The organism is Limnobacter sp. G6BE5S, assembly GCF_058448965.1.
Genome location: NZ_JBZFLM010000002.1, coordinates 160,648 through 185,212, shown reverse-complemented (window position 1 = coordinate 185,212; position 24,565 = coordinate 160,648). Strand labels below are relative to the sequence as shown.

Below are 24,565 nucleotides of genomic sequence, written 5' to 3'. Positions count from 1 at the left end.
TTCACATCCCTTCTTTATTTGTATTGATTTGAATTTATCCGAATACTATCTGGAGACAGCCAAAGCCACGCCCATGCCACCGCCGATACACAATGAGGCCAAACCTTTCTTGGCATCGCGCTTATTCATTTCATGAATCAAGCTTACCAGCACACGGCAACCTGACGCACCAATTGGATGCCCCAAGGCAATGGCGCCACCATTCACGTTGATCTTTGATGTATCCCAACCCATTTCCTTGTTCACGGCACATGCTTGTGCCGCAAAAGCTTCGTTGATTTCCATCAAGTCCAGCTCAGCAGCAGTCCAGCCTGCTTTTTCCAGGCACTTCTTCGAAGCAGGGACCGGCCCCATACCCATAATCGTGGGATCCAGCCCGGCACTGGCATAGGCAGCAATGGTCGCCAACACGGGCAAACCCAGTTCTTTCGCTTTCGCAGCACTCATCAACATCACAGCGGCTGCACCATCATTCAAACCAGATGCGTTAGCAGCAGTCACACTGCCGTCTTTCTTGAATGCGGGCTTTAACGCGGTCATGTTGTCCAGCGTGGCGCCCAGGCGTGGAAACTCATCGGTGTCAAACACCAAGGGGTCGCCTTTGCGCTGAGGAATGCTCAACGGGAAAATTTCATCCTTGAACTGGCCAGCCTTAATTGCAGCTTCAGCTTTGTTCTGGCTTTTCACCGCAAACTCATCTTGCTCCGCACGTTGAATACCATACTTGTCCGCCACGTTTTCAGCGGTAATGCCCATGTGGTACTGGTTGTACACGTCCCACAGGCCATCCACGATCATGCTGTCTACCAGCTTGGCGTCTCCCATGCGAAAACCATCGCGGCTGCCCATCATCACATGGGGCGCTGCACTCATGTTTTCCTGACCACCGGCAATCACGATTTCAGCGTCGCCGCAAGCAATCGCTTGTGCGCCCAGCATCACTGCCTTCAGGCCAGAACCGCAGACTTTGTTAATTGTCAGAGCAGGCACAGTGTTCGGCAATCCCGCTTTGATGACAGACTGACGGGCCGGATTTTGACCCGAACCTGCTGTGAGCACCTGTCCCAGAATCACTTCTGAAATCTGCTCACCCTTCACGCCCGTTTTCTCAAGCAAACCTTTGATCACGTGCGCCCCCAACTCTGGCGCAGAAATTTTGGCAAGTGATCCACCAAACTTGCCCAGTGCGGTTCTGCCCGCAGCAACAATTACAACTTCAGTCATGTCAACTCTCCTTACAGGTTTTTATACGGCTCGCTGTTTGACGTATCGTCCAGGTGCGGGCTCAATGGATTTGAATTTTGCATTGCCGGGTTTTGCTGGCGCTTTCACTTCTCCGCCTTTCATGGACTCAAGCCACTGCGCCCAATCATTCCACCAACTGCCAGGCACTTCTTTGGCTTGCTTGAACCATTGCTCAGGAGTATCTGGAATTTCACCTTCACACACCCAGTAATTGCGTTTGTTTTTATTGGCCGGGTTGATAACACCGGCAATGTGGCCACTGGCACCCAGCACAAACCTGGATTCACCGCTCACCAAATGGCTAGTTTGAAAGGCACTTCGCCAGGGCACAATGTGGTCTTCACGAGTTGCCAAAATGTAAACAGGTACATCGATCAAACCCAAATCAACCGGCATGCCACAAACCATGGCTTTGCCCGGCTGGCACACCTTGTTTTCCAGGTAAGTATTCCGCAGGTACCAAGCAAACATGGGGCCCGGTAAATTGGTGCTGTCACTGTTCCAGTACAACAAATCGAACACGGGTGGCTTTTCACCTTTCAGGTAATTGTTCACCACGTAATTCCAGATCAAATCATTTGGGCGCAGCGAGGAAAAAGCACTTGATAAATCTTTGCCGGGCATAACCCCACCCTGACCAATGCTTTCTTCCCGCGCCTTGACCTGCTCCTCGTCCACAAATACACCCAAGGCGCCAGTGTCGGTGAAGTCGAGCAAGGTGGTCAAAAACGTGACACTGTTGACACTGTCGTCACCGCGATTGGCCAATGTCGACAAAGCCGTTGCCAAAAGCGTGCCGCCCACACAAAAACCAAGCACATTCAGCTTGGGTTGTTTGGTGATGGTTTTGACAACATCAATGGCCTTGATTACGCCATCTTCAACATAGCCATCCCAACTGAAATGCCCTTCAGCCTCGGTGGGATTTTTCCAGGACACCAGAAACAAAGTGTGGCCTTGGCTAACCACGAAGTTAACCAGCGAATTGGCGGGTTGAAGGTCGAGAATGTAAAATTTATTGATGCACGGCGGCACAAACAACATGGGCTGTTTACCCACTTTTTCAGTGGTGGGCTTGTACTGCAGCAGTTGAAAATAATCGCACTCAAACACCACGTCACCAGGTGTAGTGGCTACATTCACACCCACTTCAAACGCATCTTCATCGGTTTGTGAAATGCGACCTTTTTGCATGTCTGCCATCAGGTTTTGAATGGCCTGTGTCAGGCTTTCACCTTTGCTCTCCAGCAATTTTTTCTGCGCTTCCGGATTGGTAACAAAGAAATTGGAAGGGCTCAGTGCATCGACAAACTGCTCAACGGCGTACTCAACCTTGCGTTTTTCAGGACTGCTGTCGGGCACCAGTTCAACAATACGTTTCGTGAACCGTGCGTTCAGCGAATACATGGCCGCAGTGAACTCATACACACCGTGGTCGTGCCAATCGGGTGAAGCAAAGCGCTTGTCACCCTGAATCCAGGTGTCAAGAGATACAGGCTGTGTGGCCTTGGACTCGGGATTGGGTAAATTGGAAAACGCCGAAGCCAGCAATGCGGACAACTCGGCAGCGTATTCAGTTTGAATTTGCCCCAGTGAATGCACCGGGATTTGGGTCAGTGCAGCCTGGCAAGCACCCATGATCGAATTCATGAATGGCTGAATGGCTCCCATGGTTGCATTTTGTAACGGCACTGAGGCTTGCAATCCCGGGATTGGCCCCAGTTGCCCGAAGGCACCCATGGCCTGCTGAAACTGGGCCTGCATCTGCTGCTGCATTTGTTCTGCAACAGGCAATAGCTGACCGAAGACTTCGTTAAAGTCTGGTATTTGTTTGTTCACCTTCCTCTCCTTTGCGGGCGCAATACGCTCCCTTGGCTCGTCGGCCTTTTGTATATTGTGCACCGCAACATTTTGACTTGTCAAATAATTGTATGCCTCTGACCCTTACTGTTTGCTGATGAGCCCAATTTCATGCACCATCTCCAGTGTATTCGTTTCACCCTAGAGTTCACAAAAGATGTACATCGTAATTATTGGCTGGATGTATGTGGTTACCTTGATGGCAGCCACTGAAACAAACTTCGTGGCAGGCATTGTCACTTTTCTGTTTTACGGGGCGTTGCCCTGCGCAGTGCTGGCTTATTTGATGGGAACAAAGTCGAGGCGGCTTAAACGACTTGCTCAGGAAGAAGCCGAATTAGTGTCGCAAAACGCCCAGAAGGAACACCCTGCTGTTGCCCCCGTCGATGAGAAAACCAACGTAAATCAGTGACCGTGTCCCAATCGCCAACCTGAACTTTGCCTACACCCAGGTCGTCAAGCACGCAACGAGCCAGACCATAGATATTCGCCAGAAATTTTCCGTCAGACCCAGCGGGTTTGAAATACATTGAGGATGTGGTGATTTTCTGGACAAAGGCATTCAATACCTCAGAACCCACCTCGAACGACTCCGGTCCAATTGCCGGTCCCAACCAAACATTGATCTGACCCATCGGCACATTGCACGCGCTACCCAGCGCTTTGGCTGTGGCCTGTAGTACGCCAGCATGCAAACCCCGCCAGCCTGCATGTGCTGCGGCAACGCCGATGGCTTTGCCGGAATAATCAAAGGCGGCAAATACAGCAGGCAGGCAATCTGCGGTCATGATGGCCAAAGCAACATTGCTGTTGACGCATGTAGAGGCATCAGCACTTGGTGGCATGGCACCAAGGCCATGTGAATTGGTTAACAGACTGGCATCAAATACATCGCACCCATGCACCTGATTCAGCCAAAGAACTGGGGCACCCATTTCCTGCTGAACAACGCTGCGCCTGTTTTCGACATCATCCAGTTCATCTCCAACATGTGTACCCAAATTGAAACCATAAGGGCCAGTGTCAAAGGCAGGATCACCGAATCCGGTTTGCGTTACACACACCTTCACCCCCAACCAGTTTGGGCCGATTTCGGCCAATGGCAGGAATTTATTCGATTTCTTCGAGGTCATCATCGTCATCAAATCGCACCAGCACCGAGGCCTTGTGTTGGTGTGCTTCCTCAAGCACCGCCTCTTCGACCTCGTCGCTGTGAAAGTCTATGCCAGCCATTTCTCCCAGCAAACGCAAGTCCTCTGGGGCCTTGGCCACATATTCAGGCCATTCATGGTTGCCAAGGCTTTCATCCCAATCTTCTGCAGCTTCATCAGTGCCCTGCACATGAAAATGAGCCGGGTCGGGAAAGCTGAGATGCGTGGCATGCAAGGCCTGGCGCTCAAACTTTTCTCCATTTGGAAGCTCGATGGACGACAGCCTTAACGCCGAATGACTGCCAGCCCCCCTGATTTTATAAACAGGATCAGCCACCAAGGCAAAACCTGCATGCTGTGCATGCACGCGAATTTGATGGGTACGCCCCGTTTCAAGGCGACACACCATCAAAGTGACAGGCACCTCAAGCAGTTCACCGAAGGCTACCGGGGTAAAGTGAGTGACTGCGGGCTTGCCATGATCAACCACAGCCATGCGCAAGCGGTTGCGCGGGTCGCGGCCCAAGGGGTTGTTCACAGTTAGCGGATTGGCAATGCGCCCCCACACCATGGCCAAGTACACACGTTTTACAATTCGGGCTTGCAGCATCTGGACCAGCTTCACCTGGGTTTCCTGAGTTCGAGCCACCACCATCAGGCCGGTGGTGTCGGCATCCAGACGGTGAACAATACCCGCACGGGGCACGTGGATCAATTCGGGGTCAAGGTGATACAAACCATTCATCAAGGTACCCGTCCAGTGCCCGGGCGCAGGGTGAACCACCAAACCCGCCTGCTTGTTGACCACTGTGTATTCCTGGGTGCGCGCCACAATGTCCAGGCCCATGTCCTCAGGTATCAATGCCTGCATGTGGGCAAGAACCCCTGGACTAAGCGCGATGCGGTCCATGCCTTGTACTTTCTGGTTGCCTTTGGCTGCGGCCACGCCATTGACCAGCACCCGCTCCTCTTTTAACCAGCCCTGCAGGCGGGAACGGGAATACTGCGGGAACAACTCGGCAATCACTTTGTCCAAGCGAGAACCACCCAGTTCCATAGGCACCCGGGCTTGCAAAGGTTGATCGGGTTGCGCGCTTTCTGCGTCGTCGTGAATTTGGGAGGTCATAAATTAAAATCGAATCTTTCAATTGAGTATGCCGCCGGTGGGCAGCACGGGCTTTGCCCGATATAATGGAAAACCATAGATGATCAAACAGGGACACTTCGGGTTTCGAAATCACATGAACAAAACCACATTGGCCCCGCGCAATACTTGGCTGCGCACATTATCGCAGTTATTCCTGATCCCCGCGTTGATTTTCGCACTGGCTGCCTGCGGCTCGGCAAAACAATTCGATGAAACCGAGGGTTGGAGCCCTGCCCGCCTTTACGAGGAAGCCAAAGCAGAAATTGATGTGGGCAACTACGAACGCGGAATCGAATTGCTGGAAAAGCTGGAAGCGCGCTACCCTTACGGCCGTTTTGCTCAGCAAGCTCAAATTGACACTGCATTTGCCTATTACAAGTCTGGCGACAATGCCCAGGCTTTGGCAGCGACCGACCGCTTCATCAAGCTGTACCCCAACCACCAAAACCTTGATTATGTGTATTACCTGCGTGGTCTGATCAGCTTTAACGAAGACAAAGGCATTTTTGCACTGCTGTCTGGCGAAGATCAAAGTGCTCGCGACCCGAAAGGAACACGCGCAGCATTTGATGCGTTCAAGGAAGTAGTCAGTCGCTTTCCTGAGAGCAAATATTACGACGACAGCAAGTCTCGCCTTCAATACCTGGTGAATGCACTGGCGCAAAACGAGTTGCATGTGGCCCGCTACTATTACAGGCGTGGCGCCTACCTGGCCGCCGTTAACCGGGCTCAGGAAGTAGTTCGTCGATTCGAACAGACACCCTCCATTGAGGAAGCCCTGTTTATCAGCCTGAGAAGCTACGAGAAATTGAATATGACCGCCTTGGCGGCAGACACCAAGCGTGTGATCAACCTGAACTTCAAAGACAGCCCTTACTGGGATATGGATCTTCCAGAGAAGGAAAAGGTCGAAGCCAAATGGTGGCAGGTCTGGAAAGAGTAAACACTCTTCTGGTTTTATAAAAAAGGATCCTTAGCGGATCCTTTTTTATTTTTGGCGCTTGTCAGTCATGAACTGAATAGCCACTTTCAATTCTCGTGTGCGCTTGAACGGCGGCAAACTACGCCAAAGCAGCTTGCCATAGCCTTTTTCTACCAAGCGACGGTCGCCAATCAGCAATACACCCCAATCTGATTCGTCACGAATCAAGCGGCCGGCACCCTGCTTCAGCGCAATGGCAGCATCGGGCAATGACAGATCCTGAAACGCATTGCCACCGCGGTTTTTAATCAACTCACTTTTGGCTTGAAACACAGGATCATCAGGTGGTGCAAACGGCAACTTGTCGATAATGACCAAGCGCAGCCCTTCACCCCGAATGTCCACACCTTCCCAAAAGCTGGCGGCCCCCACCAAAACCGGGTTATTCAACACCCGGAACTGTTCAAGCAACTCGGCCCTGGATGCTTCCCCCTGGACCAACAAGCTCCAATCAAGCTCGTCCTTCTCAATGCGTTCACGCAGGTATTCCCCCACTTGCTTGACCGCGCGATGGCTGGTGCACAGAAAAAACACGCCGCCCTCACTGGCTTGCAGCAACGGCCACACCGTTTCGCACAACTTCTTGCTGAATTGGGGCTCGTTTGGAAACGGGAGATTGTCGGGTACACACAGCAATGCCTGCGACTCATAGTCAAAAGGACTGGGCAACAAAAGCTGTTGACAATCATCCAGCCCCACCTGCAAGGTGAAGTGCTGCAAGCTTTCCTTGATACTCAAGGTGGCACTGGTAAACACCCACGCTTTGGGCTGTTCGGCATACAACTTGGCAAATGCATTGGATACATCCAGTGGTGAATCACAGAACTGAACCACATGGGTAGACACACTCACCCATCGCACAGATTGTTCATCGGCTTGCGCGGTTGCGGGCGAGAACCAATCTTGCCAGCGCAGGCAAAGCTCGCTTGCCCGGCCCATCAGTTTCACCCACGACTCATTGCGCACCGACAATGGGCTGATCATTTCAATCAAGCCCTCCAGGCGACTTTCAAAGTCAGCGCACACGGCAGCCACGCCATTCAAGGCCAAAAACTGGGCATGCGTGAACCGCGCTGAATCAATCTCGGTACCTACGATTCGGCGAATTTCCTTCAGGGCAAGCTCCATGGGGCGGAGCACGGTGTCCCAATCGCCAGCATCCGCACTGGAAGTTCGGCCTTCAATGAGTACATCACGCAAAAACTCCTGACACTGGGCTGTGGATATCGCCTGTCCAAGCAGGCTTGTCGCGATATCTGGCAACTGGTGTGCTTCGTCAAATACGATTACATCGCAGGCGGGCAGCAATTCTGCAATTCCCTCTTCTTTCAGCGCAAGGTCGGCCAAAAACAAATGATGATTCACCACAACCACCTCTGCGTCCAGCGCATCCCGGCGCGCCTTGTTCACAAAACACTCGGAGGCATTGGGGCATTCGCCACCCAAACAGTTGTCTTTGTTGGAAGTTACCCAGCTCCACACGGCGGAATCCTCGGGCACCCCTGCACAATCGGCGCGATCACCCGTGTGAGTGCGGCCAGCAAATAGTTTCACTTTTTGAAGATGATCCACTTCACGCGGCGACGGCAAACGTGCCTCTTTTAAAGCCCGCTCAAGGTGAAAATGGCACACATAATTTTGACGGCCTTTCAGCAAAGCCACATTAACCGGCACCCCCAAGGCTTCACGAACCAGCGGAAGGTCTTTGTTGAACAACTGATCTTGCAAAGTTTTGGTGGCCGTGGACAACAATACCCTGCGACCCGACAACAGAGCAGGCACGACATACGCAAACGTTTTACCTGTACCTGTGCCCGCCTCGACAACCAAAGCGCTTTGTTTCTCAATGGCCTGCCCCACGGCTTGTGCCATCTCGATTTGTGATTCGCGTGCACTGAACCCAGGCAAACGGCGAGCCAAAGCGCCACCAGGGGCGAATGCCTCGTTCAAGGGTTCAGAAAAATCAAACATGCAGGATACAGGTGCGTTTAGGTGTAAAAGTTAGGCGGGAATATCGGGTTCAAGCTGAATTTGGAGCAGCGTAATCGAGTCTTTGATTTGCAACTTTCGCTTTTTCAACCTGCGAACCTGTAGCTGATCGAAACCTGCCTGCGCCGTGAGCATGGCAATTATTTGATCCAGGTCGCGGTGCTCGACTTGCAGTTCTACGATTCGTCGCTTGATCGATTCAATGTCTTCAGTGTGGACCATGGGCATTCAGGTTGAACCAGCTCGGTGTTGTGAACATTGTAGCCGCAAGTGAACGAAGGCTGGAAACAATCTACCCGAAGTGGATCACCCGTTCTGCGGCCTGTTTTAGTTTGGTGTTCTCGCGCGTCGATTCGCATACTCATTCAAACGAATCATGTCTTCGGCCTGACCTTGAACTTCCAGGTGTGCCCTGCGAATTTGAGCGCCTTGTAAACGCACATCGTCCAGGCAACTGGATACAAAAAACTTTTTGTAACAGGCCCGTGACTGTTCGTTCAACTCGTACTCCAGGTACTCAAGTTGTTTTTCACGCTCAGCCACGTAGGCTCGCGCTTGCTCAAGCGTATTTGGCACTTGGGGTTTACTTGCCTGAAGTTGGATCGTGCTGCAAGCTGCCAGCAACAAGGCCGAAGCAGGCAAAATGCGGGTGAACAGGCCTTGCACCCTGACCCCGAAGGACTTCACAAGCTGTGGCACAATGCCCTGCTTACTTTGAAAACTCATAGATCAGAATCCATGTCGCTTGTTCAAAATCGAATTATCGCCCAGTTGGCCCAAGAATTGGGTGCCGCACAATCACAAATCAAGGCAGCTGTGGATTTGTTGGACGAAGGCTCAACTGTACCCTTCATAGCCCGTTACCGAAAAGAGGCCACGGGCGGGCTCGACGACGCACTGCTTCGCGACCTTCAAGAACGATTGGTGTACCTGCGTGAACTGGAAGACCGACGCGGCAGTATTCTGGAATCCATTGAAAGCCAGGGCAAACTGACACCCGAACTCAAAGCCGCAATTGAACAAGCAGAAAACAAACAAACGCTGGAAGACTTGTACCTGCCCTACAAGCCCAAGCGCCGCACGCGTGCCCAAATTGCCCGTGAAGCCGGCCTGCAGCCACTGGCTGATGAAATCTTTGAAAACAAGCAAGCAGTGCCTGAAGAATTGGCCGCGGCTTACTTGAATGCCGAACATCAAATTAATGACACCAAGGCGGCGCTGGACGGTGCACGTGACATTTTGGCTGAACAGTTTTCCGAGAACGCAGCTTTGTTGGCTCTTTTAAGAAGTCGCTTGAAAGCCGAGGGCGCTATTCGCGCCGCTGTAGTGCCTGAAAAAGCCAGCGAAGCAATCAAATTTCAAGATTACTTTGAACATCAAGAAGCCTTGAGCAGCACCGCGTCGCACCGCATGTTGGCCATGCTTCGCGGTCGCGAGCAAGGATTCTTGACGCTGAAAGTGGATTTACCAGAGGTGTGGGAAGCCGAGAGCCCGCGCGCGCCCCATCCCTTCGAATCAGAAATCGCGCGATTGCATGGCATTGAACGCAATGACAGTCCTCGAGGTAAATTTCTCAATGAAACATGCCGCTGGACCTGGAAAATCAAATTAGCCAGCTCCCTGGAAAGTGAGGTGATCGGTACGCTGCGTGACGCAGCCCAAGCCGAGGCCATTACCGTGTTTGGAAAAAACCTGAAAGACCTGCTGTTGTCGGCGCCAGCCGGTGGCAAGGCCACCATGGGCCTGGACCCGGGTATTCGCACTGGCGTGAAAGTGGCCGTGATAGACAGCACAGGCCAGGTGGTTGAACACGCCACTGTTTACCCACACGAGCCGCGCCGCCAATGGAATGAATCGATTGCGCTGCTGGCAGCGCTTTGCATGAAACACAATGTCGAATTGATTGCGATCGGCAATGGAACGGCCAGCCGGGAAACTGATCAGCTTGCTGCCGACTTGCTTGCCCAACACAAAGACCTCAAAGCCACCCGAGTCATGGTCAGTGAAGCAGGTGCCTCGGTTTACTCCGCTTCAGCCTTGGCATCAGCCGAATTGCCCGATCTCGATGTCAGCATTCGCGGTGCAGTTTCAATTGCACGCCGACTTCAGGACCCCTTGGCGGAGCTTGTAAAAATTGATCCGAAATCAATTGGTGTGGGTCAATACCAGCACGATGTGGATCAGCGCCAGTTGAGTGGACGCCTTGACGCGGTGGTTGAAGATTGCGTCAATGCGGTGGGTGTAGAAGTGAATACGGCGTCTGAGCAATTGCTGTCGCGCGTATCGGGCTTGAACGCATCAGTGGCCAAAGCACTGGTTTCATTCAGAAACAGCAACGGCAAATTTAAAAGCCGCGAAGACCTTCGCAAAGTGCCACGACTCGGTGACAAAACATTCGAACAAGCGGCGGGCTTCCTGCGTATTCACGGTGCCGATAATCCTCTCGATGCATCCTCGGTGCACCCAGAGGCCTACATTGTGGTGGAGAAAATGGCGTCCAAGGTTAAAAAGCCAGTGGGCAGCCTGGTCGGCAATCGAGACGCGCTGAAAGAGCTGAAACCCTCCGAGTTTGTGGATGACCGGTTCGGTTTACCCACCGTTCAGGATATTTTGATCGAACTTGAAAAGCCGGGCCGTGACCCGCGCCCCAGCTTCAAGACCGCCAAGTTTGACGACAAGGTACACACCATGGCCGATTTAAAACCGGGCATGACACTTGAGGGTGTGGTCACCAACGTGGCGAACTTCGGTGCTTTTGTCGACATTGGTGTGCACCAGGATGGATTGGTGCACGTGTCTGCCTTGTCGAATACCTTTGTGAAAGACCCGCACAGCGTGGTCAAGACCGGTCAAATTGTCAAAGTGAAAGTGCTTGAGGTCGACATTCCACGCAAGCGGATTTCATTGACCATGAAAATGGGCGACGATGTGCCCAAAGCTGCACCAGGGCAAAATACCGCTCGCCAAGTTCAAGCCAACCGTGCAGGTGACTCTCGAGGCGATCGGCGTGGTGGAAATGGCGCACCACAACCGGGCTCCGGATTTGCGAACAATGCATTTGCTGCCGCGTTTGCAAAGGCGAAGGGAAGCAAATAAGCGCAGATCAAAGGCGAACGGCGTTTCGCTTCGGTGAGTCCAGGTACTCTTTTGATTGCATTTCAACAATGCGGCTCACCGTGCGGAAGAACTCATGCGCCATGGCACCTTCGGTGTAAAGTTCTTCCGGCTCTACTGCTGCCGACATGATCAACTTCACTTTGTGGTCGTAGAGCACGTCAATCAACCAGGTGAATCGGCGCGCCTCCGACGCCATGCCAGCTCCCATCTTGGGTACGCCACTTAGAATGACGGTTTGAAACTGACTGGCAATTTCCAGATAATCGTTTTGTGAGCGGGGGCCACCACACAAGGTGGGGAAGTCAAACCACACCACTGAACCCGCACGGCGCACTGCCTTGATCACGCGCGATTCGATTTGCAACTCGGCAGCCTCGTCGGCCACTTCAGCCAAACGATTAAAATCGTCGGTCAATTGAATGTCTGCACTTTCAGTCAACGGCATCAGGTAGGTGTTCAATTGCGCCAATGTGCGGCGGCGATAATCGACCCCCACATCCACATTGATCACATCAAGCTGCTTGTTCAACAAAGCAATTGCGGGCAGCAAACGATCGCGGTGCAGGCCGTCCGGGTACAAATCGTCGGGTTTGTAATTTGAAGTCATCAAGAACGTAACGCCATTGGCAAACAAGCCATCGAGCAGGCGATAAAGAATCATGGCATCGGCAATGTCCGACACGTGAAACTCATCAAAACAAATCAGGCGATAACGTTTGGCGATGCGTGCCGCCACCTCGTCGAGCGGATCTTGAACACCTTTCAGGTCATCGAGTTCTGCATGCACCCCTCGCATGAACTCATGAAAGTGCAAACGTATTTTGCGCTGAACAGTGACCGAGTTGTAAAAGCAATCCATCAAAAAACTTTTACCGCGGCCAACTCCGCCCCACAGGTACAAGCCTTTGGGTACAGCGGGGCGATTCAAAAACTTCTTGATCACACTGCTGCGCGCCTTTTTGTATTCCACAAACTCATCATAGAAAAGCTGCATGCGGTCCACGGCCTTTTGCTGTGCAGCATCCGATTGGTAACCCCGTTCGGTCAAAGTTTGTTTGTAATATTCCTGAACGTTCACGATGATGAGTTTGAATCAATAGAATTAAAAACGGCCGATGAAGCAATTCACCAGCCGTTTGGGGTCGACGTCAGTCTGAGTTTAACCGTTCAGTTGACGCTTGTCGCAAGCCAAAGCCGCTTCCTTAACTACTTCAGACAAACTGGGGTGTGCATGGCAAATGCGGCCAATGTCCTCAGAAGAAGCTTTGAACTCCATCGCCATCACCGCTTCTGCAATCAGATCGGATGCATGGCTGTTGATGATATGAACGCCCAGAACTTCGTCAGTAGTGGCGTCGGCCAGCACTTTCACAAAGCCTTGTGAATCGCCTTGCCCCAGCGCACGGCCATTGGCCATGAACGGGAACTGACCTGCCTTGTACTTGCGGCCTTCCTGCTTCAACTGCTGCTCGGTTTTACCAACCCAAGCCACTTCAGGTGAGGTGTAAATAACCCATGGAATGGTGTCATAGTTGCAGTGGCCGGCCTGACCCGCCATGATTTCAGCAACCATTACGCCCTCTTCCTCGGCTTTGTGCGCCAGCATGGCACCGCGAATTACATCACCAACTGCATAAATGCCCGCAACCAATGTTTGGCAATGTGCGTCCACATCAATTTGACCGCGGTCGTTGGTTTTCAGGCCAACTGCTTCCAGGTTCAAACCATCGGTATTGGGCACACGGCCTACCGACACGATCAACTTGTCGCAATCGAGCTTCTGGGCTGCACCATCTGCATCGGTGTAGGCCACTGAAACACCCTTCTTGCTGGCCTTCACATCGGAGATCTTGACACCCATGTGCATCTTCAAGCCTTGTTTGGTGAAGATCTTCTGCATTTCCTTGGCAACACCTTCGTCGGCAGCGGCCAGGAAATTAGGCATGGCTTCAAGCACGGTTACGTCAGCACCCAAACGGCGCCAAACCGAACCCAACTCCAGACCAATTACACCGGCACCAATCACGCCCAATTTCTTGGGCACAGCGCCAAATTTCAAGGCACCTTCGTTGTCGCATACCAATTCGTTGTCAACGACAATACCTGGCAAATGGCGGGCCTTGGAACCAGTGGCCACAATCACTTGCTTGGCAGTCACCTTCTCTTCACCCGCGGCACTTTTCACTGTCAGCTCAAAACCGCCATCAACCTTGCCGGAAAAACTGGCCCACCCCTTGATGGGCGTGACTTTGTTTTTCTTGAACAAGTACTGAATGCCACCTGTCATCTTGGCAACGATGTCATCCTTGCGCTTGACCATCTTGGCCACATCCATCGTCGCGCCTGTCACAGTGATACCGTGGTCTTCCGCATGGTGAGCAATCTTCTCGAATTCCTCAGAAGATGCCAGCAAAGCTTTCGATGGAATACAACCCACGTTCAGGCAGGTACCACCCAAACGCGGCTCGCCCTTGGGATCATCGTAAGCATTGCCTTCAATACAGGCCACTTTCATGCCCAATTGACCTGCACGGATCGCGGCGATGTAACCGCCTGGGCCCGCACCGATCACTACTACGTCGTATTGTGTACTCATGACTATTCCCCTTACAGTTCCAGCAGCAAGCGTGCTGGGTCTTCCAGGGCTTCCTTCATTGCAACCAAACCAAGCACCGCCTCGCGACCATCAATAATTCGGTGATCGTAGCTCATGGCCAGGTAGTTCATGGGGCGAATCACGATTTCACCGTTTTCAACCACGGCACGTTCTTTGGTGGCATGAATACCCAAAATTGCTGACTGGGGTGGGTTGATAATCGGGGTGGACAACATGGAACCAAACACACCACCGTTGGAAATCGAGAAGGTGCCGCCTGTCAGGTCATCAAGGCTCAACTTGCCGTCTTTGGCTTTCTGGCCGAATTCTGCAATTTTCATCTCGATGTCGGCAATGCTCATTTGATCTGCGTTGCGAATAATCGGCACCACCAAACCGCGTGGCGAACCCACTGCAATACCGATATCAAAGTAGCCGTGGTACACGACGTCGCTGCCATCTACAGAAGCATTCAACACAGGGTACTTTTTCAAGGCTGCCACTGCAGCTTTCACGAAGAAGCCCATGAAGCCCAGCTTGGCACCATGCTCTTTCTCGAACTTGTCTTTGTACTTGTTGCGCAAGTCCATCACCGGCTTCATGTTCACTTCGTTGAACGTGGTCAGAATGGCGTTGGTTTGCTGAGACTGCACCAGTCGTTCAGCAACACGGGCTCGCAAACGGCTCATGGGCACGCGCTGCTCTGGGCGACCTTCGATCAAGGTAGCAGGATCAAGCGGAGCCTTTACCTCGGGCAGGAGACTAACTGGCTTGGCAGCAGGTGCAGGCGCTGCTGCAGGTGCATTCAAGGTACCAATCACATCGCCTTTGGTGATGCGGCCATCTTTGCCAGAACCTGCGATTTGACCAGCACTCAGATTGTTTTCAGCCATCATTTTGGCTGCAGCTGGCATGGCCACTGAACCATCTACATTGGCAGAAGGAGCCGGAGCCGATGCTGCCGGGGCAGCCGCTGGAGCGGCGGCGGCAGGTGCAGATTCTGCAGCAGGCGCGCTTGCGGAGGCACTAGCTTCGGTGTCAATTTTTGCCAAAACCTGACCTGCTACAACAGTTGCACCGTCTTCGCACAGAATTTCAACGATTACGCCACCTGAAGGTGCAGGCACTTCAAGCACCACCTTGTCGGTTTCTACGTCAATCAGATTTTCGTCACGCTTGACAGCGTCACCCGGTTTTTTGTACCAATTCAACAGCGTTGCTTCGGCGACAGATTCGGACAGTTGTGGTACGACCACTTCTACGATTGCCATGGAATATTTTCCTTTTGAATTCTTTGTTCAAGTGCGGGCGGCCACCATGACCTGCCCGCTTCCTGTGTTTATTTAGTTACCACGAAACCCTTGAGCTTGCCGAATGCAGCATCGATCAGCGCTTTCTGCTGTTCGTTGTGCTTGGCGTAATAGCCCACGGCCGGAGAAGCTGAAGCCGGACGACCTGCATAACCCAGACGCTGTCCTTCGGACAGGTTTTCCAACACATTGTGCTGGATCTGGAACCAGGGACCCTGGTTTTGAGGTTCGTCCTGACACCACACCACATCAGTCAGGTTCGGATACTTACGCAATTCAGCGCTAAGTGACTTGTGTGGGAATGGATAAAGCTGCTCAACACGCGCAATCGCAACATCTTTGATATTGCGCTCACGACGAGCCGCGATAAGGTCGTAATACACACGACCAGAACAAAGCACCACTCGTTTGACCTTGCTGGAATCCAGTTCGCCCTGATCACCGATGACAGTCTGAAAGTGACCTTTGGACAGATCTTGCAAAGAAGAAGTGGCTTCCTTGTGACGCAACAAAGACTTCGGTGTCATGATGATCAATGGCTTGCGGAACAAGCGGATCATCTGGCGACGCAACAAGTGGAAAATCTGTGCCGGCGTAGTGGGCTGGCACACTTGCATGTTGTTCTCGGCGCACAACTGCAAATAACGCTCGATGCGCGCGGAAGAATGTTCGGGACCCTGCCCTTCGTAGCCGTGCGGCAGCATCATCACCAAACCGGAGGCACGCCCCCATTTCACTTCACCGGATGAAATGAACTGGTCGATCACCACTTGGGCGCCGTTGGCGAAATCACCGAACTGGGCTTCCCAGATGACCAAGGTGTTGGGTTCAGCTGTGGAGTACCCATACTCAAAACCAAGCACAGCTTCTTCGGACAACACCGAGTCGATCACTGTGAATGGCGCCTGACCTTCAGAGATATTTTCAAGAGGGACGTAAGTGCCCTCACTCCACTTTTCGCGACCCTGATGATGCAGTACAGCGTGGCGGTGAGTGAACGTGCCGCGACCGCAATCCTGACCAGTCATGCGAACGGCATAACCGGATGAAACCAGGGAAGCATAAGCCAAGTGCTCACCCATGCCCCAGTCGAGCAAGGTTTCTCCTTGTCCCATGGCGGCACGGTCTGCAATCACCTTTTGCACCAAGGGATGAACCTTGAAGTTTTCAGGCACTGTAGTAACACGTTCAGACAAACGCTTGATTTCAGAAATTGGCACAGACGTATCAGCCGCGTCAGTCCATTTCTTGTTCAGGTAAGGTGACCAATCAACAGCGAATTTGCTCTTGTAATTGGTCAGCACTGGGTCAGCACGGTTGTGCTTGCCCTCGTCCATGGCAGCACGGAAATCTGCAACCAACTTGTCCGCGCCGTCGTCCTTCAAAATACCCTGCATCACCAAACGTTCAGCGTACAAAGTACGAGTGCCTGGATGCTGACCAATTTTCTTGTACATCAAGGGTTGGGTAACTGCAGGCGTGTCTTGCTCGTTGTGTCCCAATTTCCGGAAACACACAATATCAATCACCACGTCTTGCTGGAATTCCATGCGGAAATCAAGCGCCAATTGAGTCACGAAAATAACGGCTTCGGGATCGTCACCATTCACATGGAATACGGGTGCTTCAATCATCTTCACGACGTCTGAACAGTACAAAGTCGAGCGACTGTCGCGAGGATCCGAAGTGGTGAAACCGATCTGGTTGTTAATTACAATGTGAACCGTACCGCCCGTGCCGTAGCCGCGGGTGTGTACCAGGTTCAGGGTTTCCATGACGACACCCTGACCGGCGAAGGCAGCATCGCCGTGCACCAGCACTGGCAATACCTGCTTACCCTCTTTGTCGCCACGACGTTCCTGGCGAGCTTTCACGGAACCTTCGACCACCGGGTTCACGATTTCAAGGTGCGATGGGTTAAACGCCAATGACAAATGCATGGGGCCACCGGGGGTGGTCACATCCGATGAAAAGCCTTGGTGATACTTCACGTCACCGGCTGGCAAATCATCTGCATGCTTGCCTTCAAATTCTTCAAACAACTGGCTTGGGCTTTTGCCCAAAATGTTCACCAACACGTTCAAGCGACCGCGGTGAGCCATACCAATGATGGTTTCTTGCACACCGTTGGCACCACCACGCTGAATCACTTGATCAAGCGAAGCAATAAACGATTCACCACCTTCCAGTGAGAAACGTTTCTGGCCCACATAACGGGTATGCAAATAACGTTCGAGACCTTCGGCAGCAGTAAGGCGCTCAAGAATGTGCAATTTCTCTTCGGCAGTCAGTTGGGCGGTGCCCAGGCTGGTTTCCATGCGTTCTTGCAACCAGCGCTTTTGAGCGGGGTCGCTGATGTGCATGTATTCAATACCAATGGAGCGGCAATAAGTGTCACGCAGCGCCTTCACGATATCGCGAAGGGTCATTTGGTCTTGACCAAAATAGGTGTTGGTCGCAGAGAACGTGATGTCCATATCCGCTTCGGTCAAACCGTAGAAGGCTGGATCAAGTTCTGGAATATTTGGGCGTTCCTGACGCTTGAGCGGGTCAAGATCAGCAAAACGCGAGCCCAGGAAACGGTAGGCAGCCACAATAGACTGCACATGCACCTGCTTCTTGGCCACTTCCAGATCAGCAGAATGAATCTGCGGCTGCAAGAAGCCTTTTTTGGCGCGTTGAGCAAAAGATTGAACGACCGGCGCATGGGCTACGTCTTTCTCGTTCACGTCGCCGTGAGCGGAAGGTACCATTTGCATTTGGTCAAAATAGGCGCGCCATTTGTCTGGCACAGAACCTGGGTTATCCAGATAGGCCTCGTACATTTCTTCGACATAGGGCGCATTGCCCCCGAACAAGTACGAGTTTTGTTGTAATGATCGCATCATTTGCGCTTCACCTTTTTCCGAGTTTCTCGTTTCAAAGATGTGGGGTTCGGACTCGACCTTGGCTATTGCCATCGGACCGAATCCCTACACACGTGGGTTAAACCGCACTCCCCGTCTGGTTTGTGGAGCCCCTGCCCCTAACCAGATAGCAAAAAACAGCCAAAAAGACTGTTTTAAGAGTTAAGCCCAAAGGATAGCAGATTAGAGAAAGCGCACTAAAGCGTTGTCTTGGATGAATGTGAAAAATGTGGTGAAAATGAAAAAAGCCACCCGAGGGTGGCTTTTCATTTTTAATGGATCATCGAATTAACGTTGATCGATTGGCTTGACGTTGCGATGCGCTGCGCCATTGAACAACTGACGTGGACGACCGATTTTGTACTCGGGGTCTGCAATCATTTCGTTCAACTGGGCGATCCAGCCAACGGTACGGGCCAACGCGAAGATGGCGGTAAACAGTGGCACAGGAATACCAATGGCTTTTTGAACAATGCCTGAATAAAAGTCAACGTTCGGGTACAGCTTGCGCTTGACGAAGTATTCGTCTTCCAGCGCGATTTTTTCCAAGGCCATGGCAATCTTGAACAATGGGTCGTCGTGCAAGCCAAGTTCGTTCAACACTTCGTGGCAGGTTTCACGCATCAGCTTGGCACGCGGGTCGTAGTTTTTGTACACGCGGTGACCAAAGCCCATCAGGCGCACGCCTGAATCCTTGTCTTTCACCTTGGCGATAAAGTCACCAATCTTTTCTACGCCGCCGTTGGCTTGAATTTCGGTCAGCATATTCAGGCAGGCCTCGTTGGCACCGCCATGTGATGGACCCCACAAACATGCCACACCGGCTGCAATCGCTGCAAACGGGTTGGTTCCCGAGGAAGCGCACAAACGAACAGTTGAAGTCGATGCGTTTTGCTCGTGATCCGCATGCAAAATGAAGATGCGGTCCATGGCGCGCACCAGCACGTCGTTGACTTTGTATTCTTCACAAGGATTGCCAAACATCATGCGCATGAAATTGGCGGTGTAACCCAGTTCATTCTTGGGATAAATATTCGGTGCACCGATGCCGTATTTGTAGGCCATGGCCACCAGGGTCGGCATTTTCGCGATCAAACGGATCGCGGAGATGTCACGCTGGTTTTTGTCCAGCAGGTTCATCGAATCAGGGTAGAAGGCAGACATGCCACCCACCAAGCCAGTCATCACGGCCATGGGGTGCGCGTCGCGGCGGAAACCGCGCAAGAAGAAGTTCATCTGGTCATTGACCATGGTGTGCTTGGTGACCAGCTCGTCGAATGTCGTTTTCTCAGACACATTCGGCAATTCACCGTTCAGCAGCAGGTAACACACGTCCATGAAGTCGCAGTTTTGAGCCAACTGCTCAATTGGGTAGCCGCGGTACAGCAATTCGCCCTTGTCACCATCGATGTAGGTAATGGACGAATTGCAGGATGCTGTGGACAGGAAACCTGGGTCGTAGGTGAATTTGCCGGTCGAGCCGTACAGCTTGCGGATGTCGATCACATCAGGACCAATGGTACCTTTGTGAATGGGAAATTCTACCGAAGGGGTGCCGTCTGAAAAAGACAGCGTGGCCTTGTGTTCTGTGCTCATCGGATTTCCTTCTAATGGATTGAAATTAAAGTTCTCGCATCATCTGGACAACCCTGCGCACATCGGGCGTATCCAAACTACCTTCCAGCTCTTTTCGGCCTAGGAACAGGTCAAGCAGCACGTTATCAACCTCTTCAAACAGCACAGTCAAAGCCTGTACGTCGTCATCGGTTAACTCCATTTCATGCTTGTCGAAAAATCGTTCGATTATCAGGTCGTTTTCCAATAGGCCTCTACGGGCGCGCCAGCGTAAACGGGCACGTTGAGTTGGATCCGCCTGATGACTCTGATTAGCCATAAACTACAACAAAGAAAACGGGGTTTTGCAGTGCACAACCCCGATTTGAATAAAAAAATCCGAACAAGGATTCTAGACGGCGCGACGCACCATCAGTTCCTTGATCTTGCCGATTGCTTTCGTGGGGTTCAAGCCCTTTGGACAAACGTCCACACAGTTCATGATGGTGTGGCAACGGAACAATCGGTAAGGATCTTCCAGGTTGTCCAAACGCTCGCCAGTGGTTTGATCGCGGCTGTCAGCAATGAAACGGTAAGCTTGCAACAAACCGGCCGGCCCCACGAATTTATCGGGATTCCACCAGAAAGACGGGCAGCTGGTTGAACAGCAGGCGCACAAAATACATTCGTACAGACCATCCAGCTCTTCGCGTTCTTCAGGTGATTGCAGGCGTTCCTTTTCAGGGGGAGGCGTGTCGTTCACCAAATATGGCTTGATGGAATGGTACTGCTTGAAAAACTGGGTCATGTCCACGATCAAGTCGCGCACCACGGGAAGACCTGGCAGCGGTTTCAGTACGATCGGCTGCTTTAGGTCGCGCAGGTTCGTGATACAAGCCAAGCCATTTTTGCCGTTGATGTTCATGGCGTCAGACCCACACACACCTTCACGGCATGAGCGGCGATAGGCCAGTGATTCATCAACATCGCTCTTGATGCGCATCAGTGCATCGAGCAACATTTTGTCGGTGGGCTCCAACTCAACTTCCAGCTTTTGCATTTTCGGTGCTTCGCCGGTGTCGGGGTCGTAGCGATAAATTTCGAAACGTACGATTCTTTTTTCACTCATTTTCTGTACCTCGTAACCTTGATTAGAACGTCCGCTTTTTAGGCTGGAAGGTTTCAACTGTCATTGGCTTCAAGTTCACTGGCTTGTAGTCCAGGCGGTTGCCCTCGGAATACCACAGGCTGTGACGCATCCACTTGTCATCATCGCGCTCAGGAAAATCGCTGTGTGCGTGCGCACCACGGCTTTCTTCGCGGGCTGCTGCTGAAACCATGGTGGCCTTTGCTGTTTCCTGCAGGTTGGCCAGTTCCAGCGCTTCAACCAACGCGGTGTTGAACACTTTGGATTTGTCTTTCAAGTGAATGTGATCCGCTTGTGCTGCCAGATCAACAATTTTTGTCACGCCTTCGTTCATCAGCTGGGTGGTACGGAATACGCCACAGTGGTACTGCATGCCCTTGCGGATCGAATCGGCCACTACACGCACGTTTTCACCGCTGGTCGAGGTCATCAGTTTGTCGACACGCGCCATGGTCAAATCAGTGCCATCGGCTGGCAACTCTTTGTGACTGCGGGCTTTCAGATTGCTGTTCACAATGTGATTGCCTGCAGCGCGGCCAAAGACGATCAAGTCGAGCAATGAGTTGGTGCCCAAGCGGTTTGCGCCATGAACGGACACGCACGCACACTCGCCAATGGCGTACATGCCATTGATGATTTCGCTGGCGCCACCCGGTACTTTGGGCGCAACAACCTGACCATACACATTGGTTGGAATACCGCCCATTTGATAATGGATGGTTGGCACAACAGGAATTGGCTCTTTGATTGGATCGACGTTGGCGAACTTGATTGCGATCTCGCGAATCGAGGGCAAACGCTTCATGATCGTGTCAGCGCCCAAGTGATCGAGCTTCAGCAATACATAATCTTTGTTGGGGCCACAGCCGCGACCTTCCTTGATTTCCTGGTCCATGGAGCGAGACACGAAGTCGCGTGGAGCCAAATCTTTCAAGGTAGGCGCATAACGTTCCATGAAACGCTCGCCTTCGCTGTTCAACAGAATACCGCCTTCGCCGCGAACGCCTTCTGTTACCAGAACACCGGCACCGGCCACACCTGTGGGGTGGAACTGCCAGAATTCCATGTCTTCCAGGGGAATGCCAGCGCGTGCTGCCATGCCCATGCCATCGCCTGTGTTAATGAAGGCGTTGGTGGATGCATCCCAGATACGGCCTGCGCCACCGGTAGCGAACACCGTGGTTTTGGCTTCCAAAACCATCATTTCGCCGGTTTCCATTTCAAGCGCGGTTACGCCCACCACGTCGCCGTCGGCGTCGCGAATGATGTCAAGCGCCATCCACTCGACGAAAAACTGGGTGCGCGCGCGTACATTGCGCTGATACAGGGTGTGCAACAAGGCATGGCCTGTGCGGTCGGCTGCAGCACAAGCGCGCTGAACCGGCTTTTCACCAAAGTTGGCTGTGTGACCGCCAAATGGGCGCTGGTAAATAGTGCCATCCGGGTTGCGATCAAAAGGCATGCCAAAGTGTTCGAGTTCGTAAACAACCTTGGGGGCTTCACGACACATGAATTCGATCGCGTCCTGGTCACCCAGGTAATCGGAACCCTTTACAGTGTCGAACATGTGCCAGTACCAGCTGTCATCGGACATATTGCCCAGCGATGCACCGATACCGCCCTGCGCTGCCACAGTGTGTGAGCGTGTGGGGAATACCTTGGACAGCACGGCTACATTCAGACCAGCCTCTGCCAACTGGAGCGAACAGCGCATACCCGCGCCACCCGCACCTACAATCACCGCGTCGAATTTGCGACGAGGAAGGGAAGTTTTAACTGCAGTCACTTTTAGACCCTCCAGAGAATGTCAGCAGCGTAGCCGGCTGCACCAAGCAACCACAACGCTGTAAAAACTTGCAATGAGAGACGAATACCGGTGGGCTTGACGTAGTCCATCCAGATGTCGCGAATACCAATGTAGGCGTGGTAGCACAGGGACAAGATGGCCAGCAGTGCGAGAATTTTGCCCAAGGGGAACGACAGCACGGTGAAGTTGAAGAAACCAACCCACTTCACGTAATCAAGATCGGGGGTGAACAACACAGCCAGGAACAGGCCAATGGTGTATACCGCCATGATGACCGCCGTGATGCGCTGCGCCACCCATTCTTTCAGACCGTAGTGCGCGCCGACCACAAGGCGCTTTGAACCAATATTGTTACCCATGATTAAAACACTCCGAACAGTTTCAGGCCAAACAGGGCGGTCAGGCTCAGGCTGACTGCAAATACGATACCGGCGCTTTTGCTGGCGGCGTATTTTTCAGTGCCCATGTGAACATCAAGCGCCAGGTAACGGATACCAGCAGCGAAGTGATGCAAATACGACCAGATCAAGCCCAACAACACAATTTTGACCAATGGGCTGCTGACCAGCGATTGCATTTCAAGGAAAGTGAGTTCAGAGGTGATGCTTTTGTCGAAAAGCGGCAGAAGAATGACAGGAAGTGCCAGAAACAGCACAGCGCCACTGACGCGGTGCAAAATCGACAGCTTGCCCGCCAAAGGCAGCCTGTACTTCAGAATTTGTGTGACATGTATGTTCCGGTACTCCGGACGTTTCTTCGCAACAGTGTTTGACATGCTCGTGTTCTTATAAAAGTGATTGGAAAACGGGCCAAAACCCAAAGCCTTTCGGCTTGAATCCTTTAGAAAAACCAATATCGGACAACGATATATTTTGAACCAAATCAGCAAACGCTAAAAGCGGGATATTTTTGATTTTGAGCGCTAAGAGGTCCAAATGCATTCTTTTGCCCGCAAAAGACTTGTATCAATTCAATACAATTCATTCCTGTATGAAAACTTGTCGGTCAAATACCAACCTCGACGAAGCTCCACTGGTTTGTCAGCATACGTCATTGAAAGGCGCTCGACCAGCAGCAAAGGGGTGCCTACCCCGACCTGCAGAATATCGGCGTGCTCCTGCTGCGCACTCACGGCCTTGATGTGCTCGTTGGCGCGCAACATGCGCACATTGAAGCTGCTTTCAAGAAAACCATAGAGGGTGGAATTCCATTGCTGAAGGCGCTCGAGAGTGAGACCTTTGTATTGAGAAGCAGGAAGCCAGATTTCATCAAAAATACGGGGCACGCCATCGAAACGCATTACACGCTTGACCACAAACACGGAGTCGCTGGGTTTGATATCAAGCAATTTGGCAATTTGTGAACTGGCGCGTACACGCTCTACCGACAAGTAGGTGGATTTGGGCTTGACCCCGGGTTCTTCGTCGGCGGCAAGACGCAAAAAACGGTACTCGGATTTCGCTTCATTGTGCGTGGCAACAAAAGTACCCCGACCCTGCTTGCGGTCAACCAGATTCTCGGCGGCTAGCTCGTCAATGGCTTTGCGCACGGTGCCCTGGCTTACTCCGTAGCGTGTGGCAAGCTCGGTTTCGGACGGAATGAGCTCACCCGGCTTCCATTCGCCATCTTGAAGGCTTTTCAACAGCAAACCTTTAATTTGCTGATAAAGCGGGCTGAACGTAGGATTAACGGATTGCAAATTGTGTCTCGATCTTGTTTTTTTAGGATTATTGTGTATCTTATATCTTATAGAT

20 protein-coding genes are annotated in these 24,565 nt (G+C 52.3%); 2 read left to right on the top strand and 18 right to left on the bottom strand.

Translation table 11 applies throughout. The features are described from left to right. Window positions 1-45: 45 nt before the first annotated feature. The 4 genes from ACVL1J_RS04065 to ACVL1J_RS04050 form a co-directional block, all read right to left on the bottom strand. Complete coding sequence (locus tag ACVL1J_RS04065; protein WP_159568646.1) at window positions 46-1,224, bottom strand: acetyl-CoA C-acetyltransferase; 1,179 nt, start codon at window positions 1,222-1,224, stop codon at window positions 46-48. Between the two features lie 21 nt (window positions 1,225-1,245). Then, window positions 1,246-3,084 carry a PHA/PHB synthase family protein gene (locus ACVL1J_RS04060; protein ID WP_341236664.1) on the bottom strand — a complete coding sequence of 613 codons (1,839 nt, stop codon included), beginning with the start codon at window positions 3,082-3,084 and terminating at the stop codon, window positions 1,246-1,248. A gap of 329 nt (window positions 3,085-3,413) precedes the next feature. After that, a complete protein-coding gene (locus ACVL1J_RS04055) occupies window positions 3,414-4,247 on the bottom strand; it encodes a purine nucleoside phosphorylase YfiH/LACC1 family protein (protein WP_341236665.1) in 834 nt (277 codons plus the stop codon). Beyond that, window positions 4,216-5,382, bottom strand: coding sequence for an RluA family pseudouridine synthase (locus tag ACVL1J_RS04050; protein ID WP_341236666.1), 1,167 nt, complete (start codon window positions 5,380-5,382; stop codon window positions 4,216-4,218). The genes ACVL1J_RS04055 and ACVL1J_RS04050 overlap by 32 nt, the downstream gene beginning before the upstream one ends. Before the next feature lie 115 nt (window positions 5,383-5,497). Here ACVL1J_RS04050 and ACVL1J_RS04045 point away from each other — a divergent pair, with 115 nt between their 5' ends. After that, window positions 5,498-6,346 (top strand): outer membrane protein assembly factor BamD, encoded by an 849-nt coding sequence (locus tag ACVL1J_RS04045; RefSeq protein WP_159568648.1) that lies wholly within the window; start codon window positions 5,498-5,500, stop codon window positions 6,344-6,346. A 45-nt stretch (window positions 6,347-6,391) separates the two neighbouring features. Here the strand turns inward: ACVL1J_RS04045 and yoaA are convergent, their stop codons facing one another. From yoaA to ACVL1J_RS04030, 3 genes are all read right to left on the bottom strand, one after another. Next, window positions 6,392-8,356 (bottom strand): DNA repair helicase YoaA, encoded by a 1,965-nt coding sequence (yoaA, locus tag ACVL1J_RS04040; RefSeq protein WP_159568649.1) that lies wholly within the window; start codon window positions 8,354-8,356, stop codon window positions 6,392-6,394. 30 nt (window positions 8,357-8,386) lie between these two features. Further along, entirely contained in the window at window positions 8,387-8,602 is a 216-nt protein-coding gene (locus ACVL1J_RS04035) for a YdcH family protein (protein ID WP_008248474.1), read from the bottom strand. Window positions 8,603-8,701: 99 nt separating this feature from the next. Beyond that, window positions 8,702-9,100: a hypothetical protein gene (locus tag ACVL1J_RS04030; RefSeq protein WP_341236667.1), complete on the bottom strand. Its 399-nt coding sequence runs from the start codon at window positions 9,098-9,100 to the stop codon at window positions 8,702-8,704. Between the two features lie 12 nt (window positions 9,101-9,112). On the opposite strand from ACVL1J_RS04030, the gene ACVL1J_RS04025 reads away from it, so the two are divergent. After that, entirely contained in the window at window positions 9,113-11,470 is a 2,358-nt protein-coding gene (locus ACVL1J_RS04025) for a Tex family protein (protein WP_341236668.1), read from the top strand. A 7-nt stretch (window positions 11,471-11,477) separates the two neighbouring features. Here the strand turns inward: ACVL1J_RS04025 and zapE are convergent, their stop codons facing one another. From zapE to ACVL1J_RS03970, 11 genes are all read right to left on the bottom strand, one after another. After that, window positions 11,478-12,569, bottom strand: a complete 1,092-nt coding sequence (zapE, locus tag ACVL1J_RS04020; protein WP_341236669.1) for a cell division protein ZapE — start codon at window positions 12,567-12,569, stop codon at window positions 11,478-11,480. 81 nt (window positions 12,570-12,650) lie between these two features. Then, a complete protein-coding gene (gene lpdA / locus ACVL1J_RS04015) occupies window positions 12,651-14,087 on the bottom strand; it encodes a dihydrolipoyl dehydrogenase (RefSeq protein ID WP_341236670.1) in 1,437 nt (478 codons plus the stop codon). Window positions 14,088-14,098: 11 nt separating this feature from the next. After that, window positions 14,099-15,358: a 2-oxoglutarate dehydrogenase complex dihydrolipoyllysine-residue succinyltransferase gene (gene odhB / locus ACVL1J_RS04010; RefSeq protein ID WP_341236671.1), complete on the bottom strand. Its 1,260-nt coding sequence runs from the start codon at window positions 15,356-15,358 to the stop codon at window positions 14,099-14,101. A 68-nt stretch (window positions 15,359-15,426) separates the two neighbouring features. Further along, complete coding sequence (locus ACVL1J_RS04005) at window positions 15,427-18,285, bottom strand: 2-oxoglutarate dehydrogenase E1 component (RefSeq protein WP_159568655.1); 2,859 nt, start codon at window positions 18,283-18,285, stop codon at window positions 15,427-15,429. Between the two features lie 306 nt (window positions 18,286-18,591). Further along, window positions 18,592-19,899 carry a citrate synthase gene (locus ACVL1J_RS04000; RefSeq protein WP_159568656.1) on the bottom strand — a complete coding sequence of 436 codons (1,308 nt, stop codon included), beginning with the start codon at window positions 19,897-19,899 and terminating at the stop codon, window positions 18,592-18,594. Window positions 19,900-19,924: 25 nt separating this feature from the next. Next, window positions 19,925-20,197, bottom strand: coding sequence for an FAD assembly factor SdhE (locus ACVL1J_RS03995; RefSeq protein ID WP_159568657.1), 273 nt, complete (start codon window positions 20,195-20,197; stop codon window positions 19,925-19,927). 72 nt (window positions 20,198-20,269) lie between these two features. Beyond that, a complete protein-coding gene (locus ACVL1J_RS03990) occupies window positions 20,270-20,986 on the bottom strand; it encodes a succinate dehydrogenase iron-sulfur subunit (RefSeq protein ID WP_105029332.1) in 717 nt (238 codons plus the stop codon). A gap of 22 nt (window positions 20,987-21,008) precedes the next feature. Beyond that, complete coding sequence (gene sdhA, locus ACVL1J_RS03985; protein WP_159568658.1) at window positions 21,009-22,790, bottom strand: succinate dehydrogenase flavoprotein subunit; 1,782 nt, start codon at window positions 22,788-22,790, stop codon at window positions 21,009-21,011. Window positions 22,791-22,792: 2 nt separating this feature from the next. Further along, a complete protein-coding gene (sdhD, locus tag ACVL1J_RS03980) occupies window positions 22,793-23,173 on the bottom strand; it encodes a succinate dehydrogenase, hydrophobic membrane anchor protein (RefSeq protein WP_201301443.1) in 381 nt (126 codons plus the stop codon). Further along, window positions 23,173-23,586, bottom strand: a complete 414-nt coding sequence (gene sdhC, locus ACVL1J_RS03975) for a succinate dehydrogenase, cytochrome b556 subunit (protein WP_138518073.1) — start codon at window positions 23,584-23,586, stop codon at window positions 23,173-23,175. The genes sdhD and sdhC overlap by 1 nt, the downstream gene beginning before the upstream one ends. 195 nt (window positions 23,587-23,781) lie before the next feature. Next, window positions 23,782-24,549 carry a GntR family transcriptional regulator gene (locus tag ACVL1J_RS03970; protein ID WP_491665178.1) on the bottom strand — a complete coding sequence of 256 codons (768 nt, stop codon included), beginning with the start codon at window positions 24,547-24,549 and terminating at the stop codon, window positions 23,782-23,784. Window positions 24,550-24,565 lie beyond the last annotated feature (16 nt).